The organism is Rhizobium sp. AN5, assembly GCF_900215255.1.
Taxonomy (GTDB): Bacteria; Pseudomonadota; Alphaproteobacteria; order Rhizobiales; family Rhizobiaceae; genus Agrobacterium; species Agrobacterium tumefaciens.
The window spans coordinates 2,330,001-2,353,684 of sequence record NZ_OCMJ01000004.1 but is presented as its reverse complement, the minus strand read 5'-3'; the positions used below and the strand labels follow the sequence as shown (position 1 = coordinate 2,353,684).

General features: G+C 59.1%; 23 protein-coding genes and 1 riboswitch (1 of these 24 only partly in view). Of the genes, 9 read left to right on the top strand and 14 right to left on the bottom strand.

The genetic code is table 11. The features are described from left to right. The 3 genes from CRP02_RS24235 to CRP02_RS24225 are packed head-to-tail and all read right to left on the bottom strand — an operon-like array spanning position 1 to position 2,346. Positions 1 to 909 carry an amino acid--[acyl-carrier-protein] ligase gene (locus CRP02_RS24235; protein WP_097172509.1) on the bottom strand — a complete coding sequence of 303 codons (909 nt, stop codon included), beginning with the start codon at positions 907 to 909 and terminating at the stop codon, positions 1 to 3. Positions 910 to 913: 4 nt separating this feature from the next. Then, complete coding sequence (locus CRP02_RS24230) at positions 914 to 2,095, bottom strand: acyl-CoA dehydrogenase family protein (RefSeq protein WP_097172508.1); 1,182 nt, start codon at positions 2,093 to 2,095, stop codon at positions 914 to 916. After that, positions 2,095 to 2,346 carry an acyl carrier protein gene (locus CRP02_RS24225; protein WP_003492279.1) on the bottom strand — a complete coding sequence of 84 codons (252 nt, stop codon included), beginning with the start codon at positions 2,344 to 2,346 and terminating at the stop codon, positions 2,095 to 2,097. Before CRP02_RS24225 ends, CRP02_RS24230 begins: the two co-directional genes overlap by 1 nt. 180 nt (positions 2,347 to 2,526) lie before the next feature. Next, a riboswitch (TPP riboswitch) is annotated at positions 2,527 to 2,638 on the top strand. 94 nt (positions 2,639 to 2,732) lie between these two features. Here CRP02_RS24225 and thiC point away from each other — a divergent pair. The 6 genes from thiC (at position 2,733) to CRP02_RS24195 (ending at position 7,974) form a co-directional block, all read left to right on the top strand. After that, positions 2,733 to 4,556, top strand: coding sequence for a phosphomethylpyrimidine synthase ThiC (gene thiC / locus CRP02_RS24220; RefSeq protein WP_097103071.1), 1,824 nt, complete (start codon positions 2,733 to 2,735; stop codon positions 4,554 to 4,556). A 1-nt stretch (position 4,557) separates the two neighbouring features. Then, complete coding sequence (gene thiO, locus CRP02_RS24215) at positions 4,558 to 5,562, top strand: glycine oxidase ThiO (protein ID WP_102026112.1); 1,005 nt, start codon at positions 4,558 to 4,560, stop codon at positions 5,560 to 5,562. Continuing rightward, a complete protein-coding gene (thiS, locus tag CRP02_RS24210; protein WP_003516823.1) occupies positions 5,531 to 5,728 on the top strand; it encodes a sulfur carrier protein ThiS in 198 nt (65 codons plus the stop codon). Before thiO ends, thiS begins: the two co-directional genes overlap by 32 nt. 4 nt (positions 5,729 to 5,732) lie before the next feature. Next, on the top strand, positions 5,733 to 6,506 hold the full coding sequence (locus CRP02_RS24205) for a thiazole synthase (protein ID WP_097172507.1): 774 nt from the start codon (positions 5,733 to 5,735) through the stop codon (positions 6,504 to 6,506). A gap of 61 nt (positions 6,507 to 6,567) precedes the next feature. Beyond that, positions 6,568 to 7,572, top strand: a complete 1,005-nt coding sequence (locus tag CRP02_RS24200; protein ID WP_097172506.1) for a P1 family peptidase — start codon at positions 6,568 to 6,570, stop codon at positions 7,570 to 7,572. Positions 7,573 to 7,575: 3 nt separating this feature from the next. Next, complete coding sequence (locus CRP02_RS24195; RefSeq protein WP_097172505.1) at positions 7,576 to 7,974, top strand: winged helix-turn-helix domain-containing protein; 399 nt, start codon at positions 7,576 to 7,578, stop codon at positions 7,972 to 7,974. Here CRP02_RS24195 and modC read toward each other — a convergent pair. The 4 genes from modC to CRP02_RS24175 form a co-directional block, all read right to left on the bottom strand. Beyond that, positions 7,943 to 9,019, bottom strand: a complete 1,077-nt coding sequence (gene modC / locus CRP02_RS24190; RefSeq protein WP_097172504.1) for a molybdenum ABC transporter ATP-binding protein — start codon at positions 9,017 to 9,019, stop codon at positions 7,943 to 7,945. The two genes, CRP02_RS24195 and modC, sit on opposite strands and share 32 nt — an antisense overlap. Beyond that, on the bottom strand, positions 9,016 to 9,723 hold the full coding sequence (gene modB / locus CRP02_RS24185) for a molybdate ABC transporter permease subunit (RefSeq protein WP_025594485.1): 708 nt from the start codon (positions 9,721 to 9,723) through the stop codon (positions 9,016 to 9,018). Before modB ends, modC begins: the two co-directional genes overlap by 4 nt. A gap of 56 nt (positions 9,724 to 9,779) precedes the next feature. After that, positions 9,780 to 10,571 (bottom strand): molybdate ABC transporter substrate-binding protein, encoded by a 792-nt coding sequence (gene modA / locus CRP02_RS24180; protein WP_097172503.1) that lies wholly within the window; start codon positions 10,569 to 10,571, stop codon positions 9,780 to 9,782. 130 nt (positions 10,572 to 10,701) lie between these two features. Further along, complete coding sequence (locus CRP02_RS24175; RefSeq protein ID WP_097172502.1) at positions 10,702 to 11,985, bottom strand: NAD(P)/FAD-dependent oxidoreductase; 1,284 nt, start codon at positions 11,983 to 11,985, stop codon at positions 10,702 to 10,704. 130 nt (positions 11,986 to 12,115) lie between these two features. On the opposite strand from CRP02_RS24175, the gene CRP02_RS24170 reads away from it, so the two are divergent. Together CRP02_RS24170 and CRP02_RS24165 are read left to right on the top strand one after the other, a co-directional pair. Next, a complete protein-coding gene (locus CRP02_RS24170) occupies positions 12,116 to 13,024 on the top strand; it encodes a LysR family transcriptional regulator (RefSeq protein WP_097172501.1) in 909 nt (302 codons plus the stop codon). A 119-nt stretch (positions 13,025 to 13,143) separates the two neighbouring features. After that, positions 13,144 to 13,380: an Lrp/AsnC ligand binding domain-containing protein gene (locus tag CRP02_RS24165; protein ID WP_003516842.1), complete on the top strand. Its 237-nt coding sequence runs from the start codon at positions 13,144 to 13,146 to the stop codon at positions 13,378 to 13,380. A gap of 311 nt (positions 13,381 to 13,691) precedes the next feature. Here CRP02_RS24165 and CRP02_RS24160 read toward each other — a convergent pair whose 3' ends face one another. From CRP02_RS24160 to epmA, 3 genes are all read right to left on the bottom strand, one after another. Further along, positions 13,692 to 13,880: a hypothetical protein gene (locus CRP02_RS24160; RefSeq protein WP_003516843.1), complete on the bottom strand. Its 189-nt coding sequence runs from the start codon at positions 13,878 to 13,880 to the stop codon at positions 13,692 to 13,694. Between the two features lie 378 nt (positions 13,881 to 14,258). After that, positions 14,259 to 15,323: a lysine-2,3-aminomutase-like protein gene (locus CRP02_RS24155; RefSeq protein WP_097172500.1), complete on the bottom strand. Its 1,065-nt coding sequence runs from the start codon at positions 15,321 to 15,323 to the stop codon at positions 14,259 to 14,261. Continuing rightward, a complete protein-coding gene (gene epmA / locus CRP02_RS24150; protein ID WP_097172499.1) occupies positions 15,320 to 16,384 on the bottom strand; it encodes an EF-P lysine aminoacylase EpmA in 1,065 nt (354 codons plus the stop codon). The genes CRP02_RS24155 and epmA overlap by 4 nt, the downstream gene beginning before the upstream one ends. 250 nt (positions 16,385 to 16,634) lie before the next feature. Here epmA and efp point away from each other — a divergent pair, with 250 nt between their 5' ends. Continuing rightward, entirely contained in the window at positions 16,635 to 17,204 is a 570-nt protein-coding gene (gene efp, locus CRP02_RS24145; protein WP_003516849.1) for an elongation factor P, read from the top strand. A 112-nt stretch (positions 17,205 to 17,316) separates the two neighbouring features. Here efp and CRP02_RS24140 read toward each other — a convergent pair whose 3' ends face one another. From CRP02_RS24140 to CRP02_RS24125, 4 genes are all read right to left on the bottom strand, one after another. After that, entirely contained in the window at positions 17,317 to 18,759 is a 1,443-nt protein-coding gene (locus CRP02_RS24140) for an efflux transporter outer membrane subunit (RefSeq protein WP_097172498.1), read from the bottom strand. Between the two features lie 149 nt (positions 18,760 to 18,908). Beyond that, positions 18,909 to 21,998: an efflux RND transporter permease subunit gene (locus CRP02_RS24135; protein WP_097100884.1), complete on the bottom strand. Its 3,090-nt coding sequence runs from the start codon at positions 21,996 to 21,998 to the stop codon at positions 18,909 to 18,911. 53 nt (positions 21,999 to 22,051) lie between these two features. After that, entirely contained in the window at positions 22,052 to 23,254 is a 1,203-nt protein-coding gene (locus tag CRP02_RS24130) for an efflux RND transporter periplasmic adaptor subunit (RefSeq protein WP_097172497.1), read from the bottom strand. A 198-nt stretch (positions 23,255 to 23,452) separates the two neighbouring features. Beyond that, positions 23,453 to 23,684 carry the end of a TetR family transcriptional regulator gene (locus CRP02_RS24125; protein WP_097172496.1) on the bottom strand. It continues 428 nt past the right edge of the window, so only the last 232 of its 660 coding nucleotides appear in the window; its start codon lies off the right edge, out of view; its stop codon occupies positions 23,453 to 23,455.

Sequence of the window (23,684 nt, the reverse complement as noted above, 5' to 3'; positions counted from 1 at the left end):
TTAGCCCCAGAGTGTTTTCAAGGCCTTTTCGGGCCATGTTTTTACATCCAGACCGTGATGCGCAAAAAGTGCCAGCGCAATGCGCTCAAGGCCAAAACCGACGCAGGCGGTGTGAGCTACATCACCATTGTCGAGGTTCAATCCCCATTTCTGGCCAAAGGCGTCCTGATGGTAATTAAAGCTCATGCAGGCCGTCGGGTTGGTGGTGGATGTGACGGGGATCAACAGTTCGAATTTCAGGTTCTGGTCGCGCTGGTTGTTGGCGAGCATTTTGCCCGCGCGGCCGAAGAAGGGATCGTTGGCCACGTCGATGGTCACTTCAAGGCCCACGGCTTCCATCATCGCCACGCCGCGATCCATCCATGTCTGACGGAATTCGGTCACATCGCTCTCCGTGCCCATGCGTACATATTCCCGCATGCGGAACAGCTGCTGACGTGCCGGGTCCTTGGAGGGTTCATGGCGGAAACAATAGGACTGGATGTCGTAGAGACCGCCGCCGGAAGGCAATGCGCCGCGCTTGGCGATGGTCGGATAAAGAGGGTAGCAAGCGGCCGGCGTCAGCACGATATCGGTTGCTTTCTGGTCCTTTGTCCAGTCGCCGCCCTCATCCATGGATTTGAGAAGGCTGACATGGTCAAGTTCGCAACCGCAGAAGGAATGCACTGTGCCGGCAAGCTGCGGGAAGCTTTTCATGTAACCGCTCTTTTCGAAATAGGCGCGGTTGATGCCGGGCGGGAAGCGGATCGCCTCTGCACTGTCCGGGCCGCCGGTGCGGTCGATCAGGCGTTCGAATGCGGCAATGACATCCTCGAACTGGCCGCTGCGTCCATAAAGACCATCGACACCCGTTTCAATCAGCAGGCCTTCTTCGAACAGTCGATCGAGAAACGATGTTTGCATATCCATGGTCTTATCCCAAGAGGCTGGTGTCCTGCTTGTGAACCAGCAGGAGATTGGCGGAATTGCCGAGAATACGGTCGTTGGAAATCATCAGGCGCGCGGAATGCGCGTCGCGAAGATGTCGGCCAAGGCTGTAGGGCGTACCGTTCTTGTAACCCATGATGCCGCAGACCAGCATCGCTTGGTCGATGATCTCCAGAATGGTTTCCGAAGAACAGATCTTCACATTGTTCATGGCAACCGCGAACGCCATGGACATCAGCTTGTCCGGGTCGCTCTTGGTGTCCGCGTAAGCCTTTACGCCCGCAATGACGTTGGATTTGACCACCTGCAATTTGGTGGAAATTTCGGCAATGTGGATAGCGCCTGGCGGTGTGACACCGGGCGACTTGCGTGCTGCCGTCCTGACGAAGGATTGCGCGCGCAGCACCGCATCCGACGCGATGCCATACCACACGGCGCTCCACAGAAGATGCGAGCTTGCAAGCATGGATTGCGCGGCGATTTCCGCAAAGGGTTTTGGGAATATCTGCACCGCCGGTGCCTCGCCGCGGAACAGGAAACCGTCCGAACAGGTGCCACGCATGCCGAGTGTGTCCCAGACATGGGTCTTCTCGAGCGTGTACTGATCTTTCAGGAAGACAGTCATCACCTGATCGGCCGGGGCGGCGTCCTTGTGGGCGCGCGAGGTGATGAGGATGGCATCCGCATTGCTGCCGTAGGAAATGACGGTGGCGTCCTTCTCCAGCCGGCAGATGTCTCCTTCGACCTCAATCGCGCAGATGGAATTGCGCAGATTGCCGCCGATTCCGCCTTCGGTCGTCGCCGATGCGAGCAGAAGCTGTTCGCTTGCGATGCTGCTCATGAAGCCCGCATGCCATGGGCTTGTCTCGCCGTGTTCCACAAGGCTCGATGCCTTGATGTGGTGCATGGCGAAAATCATTGCGGTTGCCGAACAGGCCTGGCCAAGCCGGGCGCAGATATCGGCGATTTGCTGTATGGATGCGCCTTCGCCACCAAGAGAGGACGGGACCTGAATGCCGAGAAGGCGCTCTTGTCTCAGCGCCTTGACGGCTTCCTCCGGGAAGCGACCGGTGAAGTCCACCTCGTCCGCATGTTTGGCGGCAATTGCTGCGACGCGGCCTGCGCGCGCGGACAGCGTTTCATCCTGCGGCGCAACGGTCACATTCATCAGGCTGCCTCTTTACCATCCAGAATGAGCTTAACGGTGTCTTCGATGGCCTTGATGCTGGCAAAGGACTTGCGGTTCAAGAGGTTGTCGGGGAATTCGATATCGAAAGCTTCCTCGATACCCAGCATCAATTGCACCGATGCAAAGGAAGAAAGGCCTGCGGCATAAAGATCTGCTTCGTTTTCAATCGTATCGACGGGGGTAGGAAGCTGGCCGAATTTTGCCAGTATTTCACGAATAGTCGCATTCATTCCGACTTATCTCCCATGAATTTAACATCAGGATGGTTTGTGCTTATCGTTAATTTGAAAACGATAATATTCGCCTAAACCGTTAGGTTAATTACCACTAACGGCGCTTTTGTTGTTCGTCCACCTTTGCCAGCCATCAGCAGCACCCTTGACAAATGTCGGGCGGTGTTTTCTCTTGTGTCCATTCACCAGGGGTGTCCCGTCAAGGGGCTGAGATTCTGCTTTTATGCGCAGTGACCCGTTGAACCTGATCCAGTTCATACTGGCGTAGGGACGGTGCAAAGACCGAAGGTCGGACTGCGTGTAACTTGCGCTGCCGACGCGTCGGTATTTTCCATCATTCCGGCTCGAACTGGGTCTCCACTGTCAAACTTTGGAGCCTCATGATGAATATCGTTGCCAAGAATATCCCGCTTGTCGTCACAACCGGGCCGCATCCCGCCTCCACGAAAATCCACAAAACCGGAATTTTGCATCCGCATATTCGCGTGCCGATGCGCGAAATCGCCGTCCACCCGACGGCGGGCGAACCGCCGGTCACGGTCTATGATTCCTCAGGCCCCTATACCGATCCATTGCATAACGTTCTGATCGAAAAGGGTCTGCCGCGCCTGCGTCACGACTGGGTCGTAGCGCGCGGCGATGTCGCGGCTTACGACGGGCGGCATGTCAAGCCGGAGGATAACGGCTTTGCCACCGGTGAACGCCTGACGCCGGAGTTTGCCGTGCGCCACCAGCCGCTTAAGGCCACGGAAGGAAAAGCCGTAACGCAGCTTGCCTATGCGCGGGCAGGCATCATCACGCCGGAAATGGAGTTCATCGCCATCCGCGAAAATCTGGGGCGCGAAGCGGCGAAGGAGAAGCTGGCTCGTGATGGAGAGAGTTTTGGCGCGCAGATACCCGATTATGTGACGCCGGAGTTCGTCCGTCAGGAAGTCGCATCGGGTCGCGCCATCATCCCGGCCAACATCAATCACCCCGAGCTTGAGCCGATGATCATCGGCCGTAATTTTCTGGTCAAGATCAACGCCAATATCGGCAACTCCGCCGTCACCTCCTCCATGGCCGAAGAGGTGGAGAAGATGGTCTGGGCGATCCGCTGGGGTGCCGATACAGTCATGGATCTCTCGACCGGGCGCAACATCCACAATATCCGCGAATGGATCATCCGCAATTCGCCGGTACCGATCGGCACCGTGCCGCTTTATCAGGCGCTGGAGAAGGTCAACGGCATTGCCGAGGACCTCAACTGGGAGGTGTTCCGCGATACGTTGATCGAACAGGCGGAGCAAGGCGTGGATTATTTCACCATCCATGCCGGTGTTCGGCTGCATTACATTCCGCTTACCGTCAACCGTGTCACCGGCATCGTCTCACGCGGCGGTTCGATCATGGCGAAGTGGTGTCTGCATCACCACAAGGAAAGCTTCCTCTACGAGCATTTCGACGAGATCTGCGACATCTGCCGTGCCTATGACGTTTCCTTCTCGCTGGGTGACGGGTTACGGCCCGGTTCGATTGCCGACGCCAATGACGCCGCGCAATTTGCCGAGCTGGAGACGCTCGGTGAGCTGACACAGATCGCATGGGCGAAGGATTGCCAGGTCATGATCGAAGGCCCCGGCCATGTGCCGATGCACAAGATCAAGGAGAACATGGACAAGCAGTTGAAGACCTGCGGTGAGGCGCCCTTTTATACGCTTGGGCCGCTAACGACCGATATCGCCCCCGGTTACGACCACATCACTTCCGGCATCGGGGCAGCGATGATCGGCTGGTTTGGCACGGCGATGCTCTGCTATGTCACGCCGAAGGAACATCTCGGTCTGCCTGATCGTAACGACGTGAAGGTCGGTGTCATCACCTACAAGATCGCGGCTCACGCGGCCGATCTCGCCAAGGGCCATCCGGCAGCACAGGTGCGGGACGATGCGCTGTCGCGTGCAAGGTTCGAGTTCCGTTGGGAAGACCAGTTCAACCTGTCGCTGGATCCGGACACGGCGCGCTCCTTCCATGACGAGACCCTGCCGAAGGAGGCGCACAAGGTCGCGCATTTCTGCTCGATGTGCGGGCCGAAATTCTGCTCGATGCGGATTTCCCACGACATCCGCGCCGAGGCGCAGAAGGAGGGGCTGGAGGCCATGGCCGCGCGCTTCAAGGAAGGTGGCGAGCTTTACATGCCGCTCGCGACCCCGGCAGACGGCCAGTAGCATGCGTGTCCTTGTTAAGGGAACGGGGGTCGCCGGTCTGACGGCGGCCTTCGAACTGGCGCGAAACGGCGTGACCGTTGAGGTTTCGGAGCGCAATGCTGAAGCCTCGCGCGGCGCATCCTTTTATGCGGGCGGCATGCTCGCGCCATGGTGCGAGCGCGAAAACGCGGAAGAGGCCGTTTTGACGCTCGGCCAGGCGGCTCTCGACTGGTGGGATGAGGCGACCCCAGGCCTTGTCACCAGACACGGCACGCTGGTCGTCGCGCCCCCCCGCGACAAAGCTGAGCTTTCGCGGTTTGCATCCAGAACCACTGGATACCAGCGGGTGGATGAGGGCGAAATCGCCGCTCTGGAGCCTGACCTTGCCGGGCGGTTCCGCTCCGGGCTTTATTTCACGGGCGAGGGGCATCTCGATCCGCGCCTTGCGCTCAAATCGCTGCTTACGCGGCTTTGCGGCTTGGGCGTGCGGTTTCATATGGGTATTCCGGTGGATGAGCAGCGGTTCGATCGGGTGGTGGATTGCACCGGCGCTGCGGCGGTGGGCGAGATTGCCAACCTTCGCGGCGTTCGGGGAGAAATGCTCTATCTCGCCACGTCAGAGGTCTCCCTGTCGCGCGCCGTCCGGCTCTTACATCCGCGCATTCCGCTTTACATCGTGCCGCGCGAGCCGGGCCGTTTCATGGTGGGTGCGACGATGATCGAGACAGAGGATGCCGGAGCCATTTCAGCGCGCTCGATGATGGAGTTTCTGAACGCCGCCTATGCCGTACATCCGGCCTTCGGCGAAGCGGAAATCATCGAGACCGGAACGGGCGTGCGCCCCGCCTATCCCAACAATCTGCCGAAAGTTACGCAGGACGGCCGGACCGTCTTCATCAACGGCGCCCACCGGCATGGCTTCCTGCTGTCGCCGGCGATGGCGCGGCAGGCGGCCGAAATCGTCTGCCAAAATATCTCTGGAAAGGAACAGGATCATGAAACTTCTGGTGAATGGCGACGAGCTTGATCTCGCCACCGAGACGCTGGCCGGGTTACTCACCAGCCTCGACTATGAAGGCGAGTGGCTGGCGACGGCGGTCAATGGCGATCTGGTGCATTCGGAAGAGCGCGCCGATTATCGATTGAAGGCGTTCGACCGGGTCGAAATCCTCTCACCGATGCAGGGAGGTTGAGGCCATGCTGACGCTTTATGGCCGTGAGGTCTCGTCGCGCCTCCTGCTCGGCACGGCGCGTTATCCGTCTCCCGCCGTGCTTGCCGATGCAGTGCGGGCCAGCAACACGGATATTCTGACGATTTCGCTGCGTCGGGAAACGGCAGGCGGCAAGAAGGGTGGCCAGTTTTTTGAGCTGATCCGCGAGCTGGATCGTTACATTCTGCCCAATACGGCTGGCTGCCATACCGTGAAGGAAGCGGTGCTAACGGCCAAGATGGCGCGTGAGGTTTTTCACACCAACTGGATCAAGCTGGAGGTCATCGGCCATCACGACACCTTGCAGCCTGATGTGTTTGCGCTTGTCGAAGCGGCGAAAATTCTGTGCGACGATGGTTTCGAAGTCTTTCCGTATACGACTGATGATCTTGTCGTGGCGGAAAAGCTCCTGGATGCGGGTTGCAAGGTGCTGATGCCCTGGTGCGCGCCGATCGGCAGCGCCATGGGGCCGCTTAATCTGATGGCGCTGAAATCCATGCGGGCGCGTTTTCCGGATGTGCCGCTGATCGTCGATGCCGGTATCGGCCGGCCGTCACATGCCGTGACGGTGATGGAGCTTGGTTACGATGCCGTTCTGCTCAACACGGCGGTCGCGGGGGCGGGTGACCCGGTCGGCATGGCGGAAGCTTTCGCCCGCGCCATTGAGGCCGGGCATCAGGCTTATGTGGCGGGGCCGCTGGAGCCGAGAGATATGGCCATTCCCTCGACACCGGTGATTGGCACGGCGGTATTTTCCTGATTCACCTTTTGCGTTGACAGTGCCCCGTGGCGGCGGGATACCGGGAGAAAAGGGGAACGGCATGGCGGCACGCAATAATCTTCTGACGGATATCAATGGGATTTTGGTCGGCAATGTCACCGATCTTGCACTCGGCTCCGGCGTCACCGCAATCGTTTTCGAAAAACCCGTAATCGCCTCCGGTTCGGTTCTTGGCGGGGCGCCCGGTGGTCGTGATACCGGCCTGCTCGACCCGGCGATGACGGTGGAAACCGTGGATGCCTTCGCACTTTCAGGCGGTTCGGCCTTCGGGCTGGATGCGGCGGGTGGTGTTCAGGCCGGTCTGCGCGAGATCGGGCGTGGCCTGCAAGTCGGTTCCACCCGTGTTCCCATTGTGCCGCAGGCGATCCTCATGGATCTGCTGAATGGTGGCAACAAGGAGTGGGGCCTGCATTCGCCCTATCGCGAGATGGGCTATGCGGCTTTCAGGGCGGCGCGTGCGGAGCCCTTCGGGCTTGGAACAGTCGGCGCGGGAACGGGGGCGACCACCGCCACCTTCAAGGGCGGACTTGGTTCGGCAAGCGCTGTCAGTTCCGGCGGTTACAAGGTGGCGGCGATCGTCGCCGTCAATGCGCTTGGCTCGGCAACCGTTGGCACCAGCCGCCATTTCTGGTCTGCGCCTTTTGAAGAGCAGGGCGAGTTCGGCGACTGCGGCTTTCCTGATCGTTTCGAACCGGATCATACCGCGCTTCGTCTCAAGGGCGTCAACCTCACCGCGACGACCATCGGCGCCGTGGTCACCGATGCCGTCCTTACCAAAGCGCAGGCGCACCGCCTTTCCATCATGGCGCATGACGGGCTGGCGCGCGCCGTGTTGCCCGCCCATCTGCCGAGCGACGGCGACACCATGTTTTCGGCTGCGACCGGTGAGAAGCCGCTTGAGGGCGGCGCTCATTTCGCGGAACTCTGCCATCTCGCTACCATCGTTATGGCGCGCGCAGTGGCGCGCGGTGTTTACGAGGCGACGGCTCTGCCGCAGCACGGTGCGCAGAAAGCCTATCACGATCTTCATGGCCGGGGTTTCTAGCCGATGAGCAATATACATCAGCCACTGAAGCCCGTTCTCCGCATCGATTTTCCGCCCGGAGATCGTCTCGGCCACGGTAAGATCGAGTTGATGGAGCTGATTGTCGAGACCGGCTCGATATCGGCCGCCGGGCGAGCGATGGACATGTCCTATCGCCGTGCATGGCTGCTTGTGGATGCGCTGAACCATATGTTCAGGCAGCCGGTGATCGAATCCCAGCGGGGCGGCAAGCAGGGTGGTGGGGCTGCGCTGACCGCATTCGGTGCCGAATTGCTTGAACGGTATCGCAGCATGGAAAAGCGGATGAATGAGGCCCTGCGCAAGGATATCGACTGGCTTGAGGCCAACCGCAATCCGGATGCCGCCATCATTAATATGGATCGAGAGCCGCCGATTTTATGATCGCATGTACCGGTTTCCCGCGTTCCAGCTGGAGACGTTCGCGCGACAGATCGGTGATGCGCGACTGGATAATATCGCCGCCGCAATCCACCTGAACGGTTACCATGCCATCTTCGCTGGCGGAGATGCCGGCAATATGGCCTTCGAGGATGTTAAGTGCGCTCAGGCCTTCGGGTTTTGCCGTGGCGAGCATGACATCACGCGCCGGTATCAGCACGCGTGCCGGGGTGCGGCGCGTTCCTCTTTTTGCTGGAACCTGCAGGAGCGACGAGCAGAGCCTTACGGCAGCAAGCCCATGCCTTTCATCGAAGCTTTCGATGTGTCCCGAAAGGATGCTGCCCGCTTCTCGTCGCTCCAGATGTGCGCTGAAATCCGACCGCGACAGCACATCGGCCGCTTTTCCCTGTGCCTCCACCTTGCCGTCCTTCATAACAACTATGCGGTCGGCAAGGCGGGCGACCTCCTGGATGGAGTGGCTGACATAGACGATCGGGATTTTCGTCTCGTCTCGCAGCCGTTCCAGATAAGGGATGATCTCGGCCTTTCGTTCCTCGTCCAGTGAGGCGAGAGGTTCGTCCATCAACAGTAGTCTGGGCGATGACAGGAGTGCGCGGCCGATGGCGACCCGCTGTTTTTCACCGCCGGAAAGCTTGTTCGGACGACGCTGGAGAAGATGGCCGATGCCAAGCATGTCAATGACGCGGTTTTCATTCGCCCGCTCCGCTTTTTCCGTAGCGAACCATTTGCCGTAGTTCAGGTTCTGGGCGACGCTGAGATGGGGAAACAGCCGCGCTTCCTGAAAAACATAACCAAAACGGCGCCTGTGCGCCGGCAGGAACAGGCGCTTTCCGCTATCGGCCAGCACTTCGCCATCGAGCGATACCTGACCACTATCTGGCCGCAGCAGACCTGCGATGATGCGGATCATCGAGGTTTTGCCGGAGCCAGAGCGTCCGAAAAGCGCTGTAACGCTGCCATCAGAGGTAAATGACGCGTTGAGTTCGAAGGAGCCGAGGCGGTGGCGGGTGGAGACAGAAAGCGTCATTCCATGCTCACCCGTTTGCCGATGATGCGGGCCAGAAACTCCGAGACGAGCAAGGCCGACATGGAAATCACGACGGAAACGATGGTCAGCCGCAATGCGCCTGCATCGCCGCCCGGAACCTGCGTGAAAGTGTAGATGGCGGCAGACAGCGTCTGCGTCTCGCCGGGAATATTGGAAACGAAGGTGATGGTCGCGCCGAATTCGCCCATGGCCTTGGCGAAAGCGAGGATCATGCCCGCGATGATGCCGGGCAGGATCAGGGGAAGCGTGACGGTGAGGAACACCCATAGGGGGCTTGCACCCAGGGTTCCGGCCGCCTCTTCCAGCTTGCTGTCCACCGCTTCGATGGAGAGGCGGATGGAGCGCACCATCAGCGGAAATGCCATGACGGCGCATGCGAGCGCCGCCCCCGTCCAGCGGAAGGAAAAGACGATGCCGAACCAGCTGTCTAGAAACTGGCCGATGGCGCCTCTGCGGCCGAAGAGGACGAGCAGCAGAAAGCCGGTGACGACGGGCGGCAGAATGAGCGGCAGGTGGACAATGCCATTGAGCAGCGACTTGCCCCAGAAGCGCCCGCGCGCCAGCGCGACGGCAACCGCAATGCCGAAGGGCAGGCTGGCGAACATGGCGATGGAGGATACCCACAGGCTGAGCCTGATCGCCGTCCATTCTTCAGGGCTGAGTGTCCACCAATGCAAAGCCATATCCTACAATCGTCATCTCTCGCGGTCCCATACGGGATGGGACCGCGAAACGCAGTTTATTTCAAAACGGTAAAGCCTTGCTTTTCGAAGAAGGGCGTAGCCTTGGCGGACTTCAGGAAATCCAGATAGGATTTTGCCGCCGGAGATTTTGCTTCCGAGAGAATGGCGACGGGGTAGATGATCGGCGGGTGGCTGTCTTCCGGGAAGGTGCCGACGATCTTCACGCCCGGATCGGCGGCCGCATCGGTCTGGTAGACGATGCCATAGGGCGCTTCGCCGCGCGACACGAGCAGCAGCGCTGCGCGCACGCTTTCCGCGCCCGCGACTTTCTTCTCCACCGAGGACCAGACGCCGAGTTTTTCCAGCGCGGCCTTACCGTATTTGCCTGCGGGAACGGAATCGACCGCGCCCATGGCCAGTCGGCCATCGCCCACCAGTCCGGCGAGATCGAAGTCCTTTTTGATATCGACCGGCTTGGCCTTGTCGGCCGGGGCGACGAGAACGATGCGGTTGCCAAGCAGACTGGAGCGGCTTTCGACGTTGATCAGCTTCTTCTCGGCAACATAATCCATCCAGGCGAGGTCGGCGGAAATGAAGATATCCGCCGGTGCACCCTGCTCGATCTGTTTGGCGAGCGCGGAGCTTGCGGCGTAGGACACGGTCGCTTCATTGCCGCTTTCCTTCGCCCATTCGGCATTGATCGCATCAAGTGCGTTTTTCATGCTCGCGGCAGCAAACACCGTGACTTTTTCGGCGGCATGGGCGGGAACCACCGCAAAGGATGCCGCCACCCAGAAGGATGTTGCTGCGGCGATGGTTTTGAAGAAGGTGCGGCGTAAGAGTCTCATGGTGTGTTCCCCCGGTTCGAGATATCCTGATGAATATATCGATAGGCCTATAGGGCAATCATTATATTTTCAAGAATATATCGATGCCGCTTAAAAAAGCCGCCACGACCGGCCGCTTTCGGCCTGTTGATTAGAAGCGTTCACCGGCGAAATGGGCGATCTGTGCCCCCACCTCGTAATAGGCTTCCTTCACTGCCCGGAAGGCCTGCGCTTTTGGTTCGGTCACGGGAAGAGGCAGGTCGTTTTCGGCGATATCACCGAGAATATGTTGCGCAATCACCTTGCCGAAGGCAGTACCGGGTGCGATGCCGCGGCCATTATAACCGGAAAAACCGACGACATTTTCCGCGAATTTATGGAAGCGCGGCACGGCATTGTCCGTCATGCCGATCTGGCCGTACCATTCGCATTCGAATTCCGTCTCGCCCAATTGCGGGAAAAGCCGCTTCAGCGACCGTTTGGCCCATGCCCGGTGAATGGCGGCACCCGTGCTGCGCAAGGCGCCGACGCTGCCGAAAACCAGCCGACCCGCTTTGTCCATGCGGAACGATGAGAGGATTTCCTTTGTATCCCAGCAACCTTCTCGGTTCGGCAGGATACTCTTTTGCAGATTGTCGCTAAGCGGTCTGGTCGCGAAGTTGAAGTAGGGCAGGTAGGTCTGTTCGTCGCGGACGATCTGCCACGGCCCGGTGCTGTAGGCTTCGGTGGCGACGACGATCCAGTTGGCGGTCACCGATCCCTGCGGCGTTTTTACCACCCATTTTTCGCCACTACGTTCGGTCGCTACGACGGGGCTGGCGGTGTGCAGCCGTGCTCCTGCCTTTTGCGCGGTGGCAGCCAGACCACGGACATAGGCAAGCGGCTGAAGCGTGCCGGCACGCGTATCAAAAAGTGCGCCGGAATAGGCGGTGCTGCCGGTGCGTCTTGCCGTTTCATCGGCATCGAGAAGGCGGACGGGAGCGCCCCTCGCTGCCCATTGTTCACAACGCTCGCGAATTTCGGCGAGCCCTTTTTCACCGACGGCGCAATGCAATGTGCCATTCTTTTCGATCTCGCAGGGAATCGCGTGTTTTTCCACCAATTCGCGCACCAGCAACGGCGCATCACCCAGAAGGCTGAGAAGCCGTTCCCCGTAGGTTTCGCCCAGCACGCCAGGCAACTCCCTTGGCATGACCCACATGCCGCCGTTGATGAGACCGACATTGCGGCCGGCGCCGCCAAAACCGATTTCCCTGGCTTCGAGAAGAACGACATCCATGCCCTTTTCAGCAAGATGAAGGGCGGCGGATTGTCCGGTGAAACCGCCGCCGACAATCACCACATCGGCAACCGTCTCGCCTTGCAGTGCAGGCGTTGCGGGCGACTGCGGCGCGGTCTTTTCCCAGAGGCCGTGCGAGCGGGGGTCATTATACATCGTTCCACCATTTTCCGGGCGAGTTCATTTGTTTTCCGTATGAGTGACAAGCCCTTGTTTATGAGACTTTACAAGCGGTCTCACCTGTTGAATATCGACATATCGTCAAGAGTTCATTCCGTGAGGGAATATGGTTCTACCGCCTCGCCGCTTCTTACCTTCGCTTTCGCTTCTTGCGGCCTTTGAAGCCGCCTCGCGCACGGGCAGCGTGACCGCGGCGGCGAGAGAACTTGGGCTCACTCAAGGCGCGGTCAGCCGGCAGATCCTTGCGCTTGAGGAGCAGCTTGGCGTGGCGCTGTTTCTGCGCGAGCGGCAGACGATCCGGCTCACCCGGGCGGGGGAGGGTTATGCGCGGGAAATCCGGGAGGCCCTGCGGCGAATATCGACCGCGTCGCTCAATCTGCGCGCCAATCCCGATGGCGGCACGCTCAATCTCGGTGTTCTGCCAAGCTTCGGCACACGCTGGCTGGTGCCGCGTCTTCCCGATTTCATCGCCCGACATCCGGGTGTCTCGGTCAATCTTCTAACGCGTTCGTCGCTGTTCGATTTCCGTACCGATACCGTCGATGCGGCGATCCATTTCGGTTTGCCGCATTGGCCGGGTACTGAGCTCGTTTTTCTGATGCATGAAACAGTCATTCCGGTGTGCAGTCCCGCTTTCAGGGAGCGCTACGGGCTTTCACAGCCGGGCGATCTGCTGCATGTGCCGCTGCTGCACATGACGACGCGGCCGGATGCCTGGGAACAATGGTTTCGCAGCCATGATGTGGTTTTCGACAATGTGCATGGCATGCTTTTCGATCAGTTCACGACGATTGCCGAGGCGGCGAGTGCCGGGGTCGGGGCGTCGCTCATTCCGTCCTTCATGATCGAGGAGGAGCTGCGAAGCGGCCGGCTTGTCGCGGCGGTTACCGGCGAGGTGGAGAGCGAAGAGGCCTATTATCTCGCCTGCATGCCGGATCGCGCCGGTTACGCTCCGCTTGAAAGTTTTCGAAGCTGGATCGTTTCTCAGGCCGCAATCGGGGCTGGTAGCAGTTGATGAGACATTTCGGCCTAAACCGGCAGGCGGTCTTGCAAGACCGGCGCAGCTAAGCCAATAGTGCGCCATGACGTGTGGCGGAGAGCCACGCACCGCAAGTTCCAATACGGGAGATGTCCATGAAGCCCATTTTTGTCCAGCTTCAATGCGAGCCCGGCAAGACCTATGATGTCGCCGATGCCATATATAAAACGGAGCTGGTTTCCGAGCTTTATTCCACCAGCGGCGAATATGATCTGATGCTAAAGATCTATCTTCCGCAGGAAGAGGATATCGGCAAGTTCATCAACCAGAACATCGTCAATATTCCGGGCATCGTCCGCTCGTTGACGACGCTGACCTTTACCGCGTTCTGACGCGCGTCTGGGCGGCGAGAGAGTCTTTTCAGCCCAAGGATCTCGGCTGGCTGGATTCCTGTGCTTGTCACAGGGATGAGGAGAGGTGTGAATTCCACGAGCGTGCGTGGCTTTTGCACTCTAATTCGGATTTGAAAAAGCTATTTCAACTTAGTGCAGGGCGTATTGATACACCCCGTCGTGGTTTACGACAGACCAGCGGACGAATTGTCAGGCAACAGAGAAGCGCGCCATCGACCCGGTATTTGGGATCCGATATTGGGCGCGCTTTGGTTTTGACAGGTCCGTGAGCGGGTGATGGGTTTCCCGCATCAGGCCGCGGCCAGGTTCCGGCTGCGCACGAGATTGCGAATTGCAATCCGCACATCGTCGGCGCTGTCGAACTTCTGTTCGTCCAGGTCGTGAACGTGGAACTTCACCGCGATGAACTTCAGCCGGTCGTTGTCCGGTATGACGATGCCGACGGGTTCGCCAGCGAATTCAATAACTTGCTTTTGCATAGGTATACTCCCGCTGTGGCTCATTAACACAGCATGTTGTCGAACTGATTTTCAGAAAATTGAGACCGTCAGGTCACATTCGACAGCAGCGGGAACACGTGGATTTAAATCCAGCATTCCAGGACTCAAGACCAAGGATTGCGTTGATGCGAATATATTTTGACATGACACACTCCCTGTATTGGTGTTGGTCCGGAATCAGGAGACTCGCTCTCCAGTTCCACACTGATAATCCAGACCACCATTAAAATCAATGCTGATTGTTATAGGTAGAATATTTTTCTTTATGATGACAGGAGAGGGGCGGAAATGTGAAATTTTTGTTTTCGTTCGACGCCGCTTTGAAAAGCCCGGCACGGCGGGCTTTTTATGCTTTTTTTAATCGTCGCCGGATGCAGGCGGCGGGTAAATATGATCGTTTCCGTTGAAGTCGGAGACAGAATAGCAGCCATCGCGGGTTTTTTCGGCCGCATTCGGGCCGATCGTGGCCTTGCCGTGACCGCCCGGAATGTCGAGAACGTAGGTCGGCTGACAAAGACCGGAGACATGCCCGCGCAAGGCGGAAACGATTCGCTGACCTTCTTCTATCGTCAGCCGGAAATGGCTGGTGCCGGGCGCAAGGTCGGGGTGGTGCAGGTAATAGGGCTTGATACGGTTCTCGACAAAGGCGCGCATCAGTTCGGCGAGAATTGCCGGATCATCGTTGATGCCCTTCAAAAGCACGGTCTGGCTGACCATGGCAATGCCGGCATCGATCAGCCGCGCGCAAGCACTTCTGGCTGCTTGCCCAAGTTCGCGTGCGTGGTTAGCGTGCAGGGCCACATAGGTGGTTTTGCCGCTGGCCTTCAATGCCTCGATCAGCGGCCCGTCGATTCGTTCGGGATCGACGACCGGTACGCGGGTGTGAAAGCGAACGATCTTGACGTGTGGTACGTCTTTCAGCCGCGTCATAAGGTCGGACAATCGCCGCGCCGAGAGCACCAGCGGATCGCCGCCGGTGAGGATGACCTCCCAGATGGCCGGATTGGCTTTTATATAGTCGAATGCGGCGTCCAGTTCTTCCGGGCTCATCATGCCGTTGCCCTGCGGCCCGACCATTTCGCGGCGGAAACAGAAACGGCAATAGACGGGGCAGACATGCACCGCCTTCAAAAGCACCCGGTCCGGATAACGGTGGACGATGCCATGGACGGGGCTATGTGCACCGTCGCCGATCGGATCGTCCCGTTCTTCGGGAAGGTGGACGAGTTCGGCTAGGTCCGGCACGAATTGCCGCGCGATGGGGTCCTGCGGGTCGCGGCTGTCCATCAGATCGGCCATTGTCGGTGTGATGGCCAACGCGTAACGCTGCGTCACCGCGCGCAGGTCCTCGAGCGCCTCGGGCTTGATCAACCCCGCCTCGAGAAGTGCTTCAGGTGTCTTGATGGTTTCAAGCCTTGTCATCGTCCGTATTCCGCGACGGGTGCCCACATGACCAGATCGATGCGGGGCGCGCCGGTTGCCAACATCACCAGTCGGTCGAAACCGAGTGCAATGCCACTTGCCGGCGGCATGATCGCCAGCGCCGCCAGAAAATCCTCGTCCAAAGGATAGGTCTCGCCGTAAACCCGCTGCTTCTCAACCATCTCCATTTCGAAACGCCGTCTCTGCTCAGTAGCGTCGGTCAATTCGCCAAAGGCATTGGCAAGTTCCACGCCACACGCATAAAGCTCGAACCGTTCCGCCACCCGCGCATCCCCAGGCGATTTGCGGGCAAGCGCAGCCTCGCTGGTGGGGTATTCATCGAGAATGGTGGCGCGGCCGAAGCCCAGTTCGGGTTCCACCCGCTCCACGATAACGCGGCTGAACATATCCGCCCAGGTGTCGTCCTTAGCCACACGAATTCCGGCATTGGTGAGGCTTGCGGCAAGGTGCTGGCTATCCGTCTCGCCGTTTCGGTCAATCGTCGCCAGAAGATCAATTCCCGCATAGCGATCGAAGGCTTCGGCGACGCTCAGACGTTCCGGTTCGAGGAACGGATCGACGCTGCGGCCACGATAGGTGAAATTGTTTGTTTTGGCGGTTTCTGCCGCCAGCGCCAGAAGATTAGCGCTGTCCTTCATCAGGGTCTCGTAGGTTTCGCCGACCCGATACCATTCCAGCATCGTGAATTCTGGGTGGTGCAGGGGGCCTCTTTCCCGGTTTCGATAAACATGGGCGAAACAGAAAATGCGTTCTTCACCGGCCGCGAGCAATTTCTTGCAGGCGAATTCGGGCGAGGTGTGGAGATAAAGCGGGGCGGCGTCGCCGGCCGGCGTCAGTCCCTGGGTGGCGAAGGCGTGCAGATGTGCCTCGTTGCCGGGAGAAATCTGCAATGTGGCGGTGTCGACCTCGAGAAAGTCCGCGCGCGAGAAATAGCTGCGAAATTCCGACTGGATCGCGTTGCGCCCAAGCAGAAAGGCGCGGCGGTCGGCATGGACGTCGGGCGTCCACCAGGGCGACATTGTCTCGTTGCTTGAGCCCATCTCTTTTTTCTTTTCCGTCTTACCTGCTGGCCTTGTTACGGATAAACGGCCCGCAAAACGCCTGATCGCATCATTTAAAGCAATTCCGGGCGGAAAACCGCTAGGCACTCTTCCGCGAATTGCTGTAGAAGGCTGGCAATTCGCGCGGATTTAAGGTAGTTGCGCCCCAGAAAAAAGACAAAACGTCTGCCGGGCCGGTGCTATCGCGCAGTCCTTTACGACGCATTTCATCGAGTTACAAGGAAGTCATATGGTCAAGGTTATCGCCTCATCCGTCCGCAAGGGCAATGTTCTCGACGTGGACGGCAAGCTCTACGTTGTTCTCACCGCGCAGAACTTTCACCCGGGCAAGGGCACGCCGGTCACGCAGGTTGACATGCGCCGCATCGTTGACGGCGTGAAGGTTTCCGAGCGCTGGCGCACGACCGAACAGGTCGAGCGCGCTTTCGTCGAAGACCTGAACTTCCAGTTCCTTTATGAAGACGGCGAAGGCTTCCACTTCATGAACCCGGCAAACTACGACCAGGTCGTTGTCGATGTCGAGACGATGGGCGACCAGAAGGCCTATCTGCAGGAAGGCATGACCTGCGTTCTTTCCATTCACGAAGGCAATCCGCTGGCTGTCGAACTGCCGCGCCACGTCACGCTGGAAATCGTGGAAACGGAACCGGTTGTGAAGGGTCAGACGGCTTCTTCTTCCTACAAGCCGGCAATTCTTTCCAACGGCATCCGCACCATGGTGCCGCCGCATATCGACGCCGGTATCCGCGTGGTCATCGCGACGGAAGACAATTCCTACGTCGAGCGCGCCAAGAACTGAGTCTGACGGCAGGTTAAACAAAAAGCACCGGGCGACCGGTGCTTTTTTTGTGTCTGGAATACAAAAAAGCCCGCGTCTCGACGCGGGCTTTTCATTTGCCTTGAGGCGTTTCTTACATGCCCTTTGCAGCGGCCACGGTTGGGCCGGCGGACTTCTTCGGGGCAGGCTGGCCAACGGCATAACCGCCACCGAGAGCCACGTTGAGCGAGACATAATCCTGCGCGGTCGTCTGGATCGCCGTTGCAAGGTTTGCCTGCGCATCGGAGACCGACCGCTGGGCATCCAGAACGTCGAGCAGAGACGAAGCACCGTCACGATAGCTGGCTGTCGAGAGCTGCAGCGCTTCTTGGTAGGATGAGACAGTCTTTCTCAGCGCGTCGACGGTACGCTGGTCGCGATTGATGGCGGCCAGGGCGTTTTCGACTTCTTCAACCGCGTTGAGAACGGTTGCCTTCCAGACGAGATATTGCTCGCGTGCTTGCGAGTTCGCAATGTCGACATTGGCGCGCAGTCTGCCACCATCGAGGATCGGGAGAGTGAGGCTCGGACCGAAGGACCAGCTATTGGCCGTTCCCCTGCCGCCGCCACTCAGGAAATTGTAGCTCGGGGTGATCGCGCCACCAAGCTCGATGCTTGGATAAAGCTGTGCCTCGGTTACACCGATCGTCGCGACCGCAGCGGCGAGATTGCGTTCAGCGACGCGGATGTCCGGACGGTTGCGGATCAGGTCGGCCGGGATGCCGGTGCGGGGAACTGCGCGCGCAACAGGCTGGCGTGCGCCCTTCTGCAGCTCGGAGATGAGCGACGAGGCCGGCATGCCGAGCAGGGTCGCGATGCGGTGGGCTGACTTGCGGAAGCTGGTTTCGAGGCCAGGTATCTGCGACAGCGTTGAATTGACCAGACCTTCGGACTGGACGACATCGAGACGCGAGGCTGCACCCGCTTCGAGCTGCAGCTTCGTCAGATCGAGCGTTTCGCGGCGTGAACCCAGGTTCTGGCGGGCAATCGCCAGGCGCTCCTGATAATAGCGCACGTCGATATAGGCCGCGGCAACTGACGAAATCAGCGTCAGGCGCTGAACGTCGACGGTGGAGTACGCGGCGTCAAGCGACGCATCGGCGCTTTCCGTTGCACGGCGATAGCGACCGAACAGGTCGAGGAACCAGGAAACGCTAAGGCTGCCGTTGGACACGTTGGTGACGGGAACGTCACGGTAGCTGCCCTTGGTCTCGCTGGTCGTGTGGCTGCCACTGCCCGTCAGGCTCGGCAGGCCGCCGGCGCCGTCCACGATCACCTGGGCCTGCGCCTGATTGATGCGCTCGATTGCCTGCATCACGGTGAGGTTCTGCGCAAGGCCAGTGGAGACGTAACCGTTCAGGCGGTTGTCGTTAAAGGCCGTCCACCATGCAACGCTGCTGATGTCGCCATTACTGGTTTTTCCGGCTTCCGCGAACTTTCCCGGCAATTGAATTTCCGGCGTCTTGTGGTCGGGTCCGACAACGCAGCCCGAAAGCAGTAGCATTGTCAGGGGAATAGTAGCGCGAATAGACAGCATATAATTTTCCCAATTCTCTGGTTGGCTTACCAAGCGCGGCTTGCTGACAAATGGGCTGTGCGGTCGATATGCCCTAGAAACGTGCGTTTGCCAAATCGGCCATATTTCTAGCAGCGTATTAACGGTTGGCACAGCCCATTTTTGTTTTGTTAACGCCTTGAAAGGCGACGAATGATGACGAAAAAGGACGGAACGAAGAAAATTCCGAGCAGTGTTGCAGAAAGCATACCACCCAGCACCCCGATACCGATTGCATTTTGCGCAGCAGAACCCGCTCCGGTTGCGATCGCGAGAGGCACGACGCCGAGGATGAAGGCGAGCGACGTCATGATGATCGGACGCAGGCGCAGCTTCGCCGCCTCCAGTGCCGCCTCCACCAGACTTAACCCGTGCTCCTGCCTCTCCTTGGCGAATTCAACGATCAGGATCGCGTTTTTCGCGGCAAGGCCGATAGTCGTCAGCAGGCCCACCTTGAAGTAGACGTCGTTCGTCTGGCCGAAGAAATGGGCCGCAGTCAAAGCGCCGAGGACACCCACCGGGACAGCCAGAATGACCGAGAACGGGATCGACCAGCTTTCATAAAGGGCAGCCAGGCAAAGGAACACGATGAGAACCGACAGCGCGTACAGCATGGGCGCCTGCGAGCCGGAAAGGCGTTCCTGATAGGAGATGCCCTGCCATGCCACGGTGTAACCGCCTGGCATGCTTGCCGTCAGACGTTCCATCTCGTCCATGGCTTCGCCGGAAGCAACGCCTGCGCCGGCGGTGCCTTCAAGCGAGATCGCGCCCGTACCGTTGTAGCGTGCCAGTGACGGTGGCGCGTTGATCCACTTCACCTCGCTGAAGGAAGAGAAAGGTACCATTTCGCCGCTGGTGTTGCGGGCATACCAGAACTTCAGGTCGTCCGGCTGCATGCGATAGGGCGCATCGCCCTGAACATAGACCGGCTTGAGTTCGCCGTTCAGGGTGAAGTCGTTGACATCACGTCCGGCAAAGATCGTCGACAGCATGAGGTTCACGGAGGAGAGATCGACGCCCATGGCCCCCATCTTTTCCTGATCGAGAATGATCTTCATCTGCGTTTCGTTGTCCTGGCTGTCGCTTCGCAGAGAGCTGATCTTCGGATTGCTTGTTGCAAGCGCAATCAGGTCCTTGGAGGTGGCTGTCAGAGCGTCGGTGCCGTTGCGGCCGCTATCCACGAGATACATGGAGAAACCGCTCGACGTGCCCATGCCCTGAATTGCAGGCGGCAAAAGCGGGAATACCTGTGCATCGCGGAAGCCGAAGAACGTACCCATGGCCCGCTGCACAATGGCGGCGGCGTGTTGATCGGGTGCGGTTCGCTCGGAAAAGTCCTTGAGCCTGGTGAAGACGATCGCGTTGTTCTGACCTGAACCGCTGAAGCTGAATCCAAGCACGCCGAAAACCGATTCGACGTTGGCTGCTTCTTTTTCACGGAAGTAGCTTTCGACCTGTTTTACCACCTCATTGGTGCGTTCGATGTTCGAACCGGTCGGTGTCTGGATGATCGTCAGCAGCACGCCCTGATCTTCCTGTGGGAGGAAGGAGCTTGGCAGTTTGGTGAAGAACCAGGCGCAGCCGCCGACGACGATCAGGAAAAGAATCGTCACACGCAGGGGCCGCTTCAGCAGATAGCCGATCGACGAAACATAGCCGTCCGTCGTCTTGCCGAAGCCGCGATTGAACCAGGCACCCGGTCCACGCTGCTTTTTGGTATGGTCGATGGGCTTCAGCATTGTTGCGCACAGCGCCGGCGTCAGAACGATGGCGACCACCGCCGAAAGCAGCATGGCCGAAACGATCGTGATCGAGAACTGGCGATAGATGATACCAGTCGATCCGCCAAAGAAGGCCATGGGAATAAACACGGCGGTCAGGACGAGCGCGATGCCGATGATGGCACCGGTTATCTCGCCCATCGATTTTTCCGTCGCCTCGACCGGCGACAGGCCCTCTTCCGACATGATGCGCTCGACGTTTTCAACAACGACGATGGCGTCATCCACGAGAAGGCCGATCGCCAGAACCATGGCGAACATGGTCAGCGTGTTGATGGAATATCCGGTTATTGCGAGGATGCCGAACGTGCCGAGGAGCACGACGGGCACGGCGATCATCGGAATGAAGGTGGCGCGCAGGTTTTGCAGGAAGACCAGCAGCACGACGAAGACGAGAATGATCGCCTCGATCAGCGTATGCACCACTTTCTCGATCGACAGCTTCACGAAGGGTGTCGTGTCGTAGGGATATTCGATCGAGACGCCTGCAGGCAGCGAGCCCTCAACGGCGGTAAGCGCGGACTTGACACGCGCTGCGGTGTCGAGCGCGTTGGCGCCCGTGGCGAGGTTGACCGCGAAACCGGCCGAAGGACGGCCGTTCGAACGGGAATCACCGCCATAGGTTTCCTGGCCGATTTCGATGCGGGCCACGTCGCTCAGGCGAACGGTTGCACCGTCCTTCTCAACCTTCAGGATGACCGATTCGAAATCAGCGACGGTGGTGAGCTGGCTCTGCGCCGTCACCGTCACATTGAGCTGTTGGCCCTGGACGGCGGGAACGGCACCGAGGGAGCCGACCGAAACCTGGGTGTTCTGGCTTTCGATGGCGCCGGTAACGTCAGCCGTGGTCAGCTGGTATTTGTTGAGCTTGAACGGATCGAGCCAGATGCGCATCGCATATTCGGAACCGAAGACGTTGATGCTGCCCACGCCTTCAAGGCGCTTGATCTGGTCTTCAACGCGCGAGGAGAACACGTCGCCGAGATCGGCCGAATTGCGCTTACCGTCCGTCGAGATCAGCGCACCCACCATCAGAATGCTCGATGTGGAGCGGCTGACCTGAATACCGCGCTGCTGCACGGTGTCGGGCAATTGCGACTGCACGAGCTGCAGCTTGTTCTGCACCTGAACCTGCGCGATGTCAGGCAGGATGCTGTTGCCGAAGGTCAGTGTCACTTCGGCGCTGCCGGTCGAGGAAGACGAGGTCATATAGGTGAGGTCGTCGAGGCCGGTCATGCCGTCCTCAATGATGGTCGTCACCGATTTTTCGACCGTCTCCGCGCTAGCGCCATTATAGGTTGCGCTGACGCGGACCGTCGTCGGGGCAATATCGGGATATTGCGAGATGGAGAGCGTCACAATTGCCAGAGCGCCGCCCAGCATGATGACGATGGCGATAACCCATGCAAAAACGGGGCGCCTGATAAAGAAATGGGCCATGGCAGTCCTGCCTTACCTTTTACGAGCTTCGACCGAGGGTTTCGCGCTCATGTTTATTTCGAGGGGGCGGCGGCAGGCGGAGCTTGCTGCGGCAGAACGACGATACCGCGATCGTCGATGGTCACTTCCACGGGCGCGACCGTCGCGCCGTCGGCAATCCACTGGAAGCCGTCAACGATGAGCTTGTCGCCATCCTTGACGTTTTCCGTCACCAGCCAGGCATTGCCCGACTGCTGGCTGGACGCGAAGGTGCGCGTTTCCACCTTGTTTTCCGCGGTGACAAATTTTGCGGTCAGTTCGCCATTGGCGTTCCGGCTCGCTGCGCGCTGCGGGATGCGGAAACCCGTTTCCTTACCGATGGTCAGCGTTGCGCGAACATAGGTGCCGGGAAGCAGAAGATCGTCCGGGTTATCGAAGAGAGCACGAATGGAGAAGGTGCCCGTGGTTTCGCTCACCGCCATGTCCGACATGTCGATCTTGCCGTCATGCTTGTATTCGGTGCCGTCTTCCAGCGTAAGGTGAATTCCGGTTTCCTTGGTATCGCCGCCGAGCTGGCCCGACGAGATCGCCTTTTTCAGACGTAGAAGATTGATGCTGGATTCCATCAGATCGATGTAGATCGGATCGATGCGGCGCAGCGTCGTCAAAGCCGTCGTCTGGTTCGCCGTCACCACGTTGCCGATGCTGAAAGCGGTTGTGCTGGTGATGCCGTCGAAAGGCGCGCGGACCTTGGTGAGATCGAGGTTGATCTCAGCCGTTTCCAGCGCAGCCTTGGTCTGGGCCACGTCGGCCTCGGCCTGCAGCAGCGTCACCTTGGCGTTTTCATATTCGATCTGCGTTGCGCCGCTGTTGACCAGCCGCTCGTAGCGGGCAAGGTTCGCCTGGGCGCTCGGAACGCTTGCTTCGGCTTTCGCCACGCTTGCCTTGGCCTGCGCCACTTCTGCCAGATAGGTGTTGTCCTCAATCTGGTAGAGAATATCGCCCTGCTTGACCTCACTGCCTTCCTTGAAGGGAATTTCGCGGATGATGCCAGTGACGCGCGGTCGGATTTCCGCCGTCTGGAACGCGCTGGCGCGGCCGGGAAGAACGGTGGTCAGGGGATATTCACTGGTCTTCATCACGATGATGCTGACCGGAGACGGGGGACGCGCGGCGCCCTGGCCGGCGGTCTGGCTGCTTTCGCTGCCATCGCTGCATCCCGCGAGAACTGCGGTCATGCACAGAGAAGCAAATAGGGGTAAAATACGTCGGCTCATTGTTCTTCCCTGCGTATCGGTCGCATTCAACTATAAGCGCAGTGTCGCTCGGCGGATGCTGGTCCGGGTGCAGGGACGATGGATGAAGGCCCTGTGTGGACCTTATTCGTTCAATCTGCTCGGACCGCCATTCGCATAGAAGCGCAGGCTTTCACGCTTCGCAAGCAATTGCGAGAAGGTGACGTAAGTTGAGAATCGTCACTTAGCAAGCGGATTGCGCAATCCTGCCTCGATTAAATCAACCAGTTGATCGCAACGTGTTGCTAAATTGCCGATATCTTCCCGTGCGATGAGGACGGGATGGATGACGCTCGTGAGTGCGTGGAGAACGGTTTCCGCCAGAGGCGGGATGTCGGCGGGGGCGTAAATTCCCTTATCCACGCCATCGCGAATAATGTCGGCCACCAGGTTTGCGATGACGGATTTGTAA